Raw genomic sequence first — 614 nt, 5'->3', positions numbered from 1 at the left:
TTGATATCCTGATGCAAAGTCTCTTTACGATGCATTGCACGAACACCCTTCACTACCTGATGAATTATCGACATAACTCTTTCGATACCGGGCTTTGGATTTGCTTTCATCCACTCAGCTAGCGTTTGGCCCTCAACATAATCACAAACGTAATAAAGGAACTTTTGCCCTCTTTCACTTTCATGAATATTTACTACGTACTTACTGTTAATACGGTCAGCTACCCAGGGTTCCAATACAAATCGCTCTTTGTACGCCAAATCATCATCATAATTCACTGAAGGCGTTTTCATAGCATGTAACTTGTCAGTGTTATGATCTTTTACCAAATATACTTGTGATCGATTACTGGCATGTAGCTCTTTTATCACATGGTAGCCGTCAATAGACATTCCAGGGGAAAGCTCTGGTGGGAAGGGTAAGTCCGAAAGCTTTACGTAGGCATCTTCGGCATTTGGACAAGGCAAAGCATCGACTCTGACAATCTGGCAACTCAAGTTATCATCGGAGCCGTTTTCGAGTGCAATATCAACCAAGCTCTCACAAAGCCCGGTAAATTCATCCGACTTGCAATCAACCGCCTTAGCAATGACTTCTTTTATACGTTTATCGTT

General features: G+C 41.9%; 1 protein-coding gene. It reads right to left on the bottom strand.

The window, feature by feature from the left end; genetic code table 11:
- Nucleotides 1-614, bottom strand: a 614-nt coding sequence (locus A3757_RS24070) for a protein kinase (RefSeq protein WP_156506547.1), incomplete at both ends; no start/stop codon positions are given.

It is taken from the genome of Oleiphilus sp. HI0117, from assembly GCF_001635235.1.
Note: the sequence above shows the minus strand (reverse complement) of the source record. Positions and strands in the feature narration are given on the sequence as shown.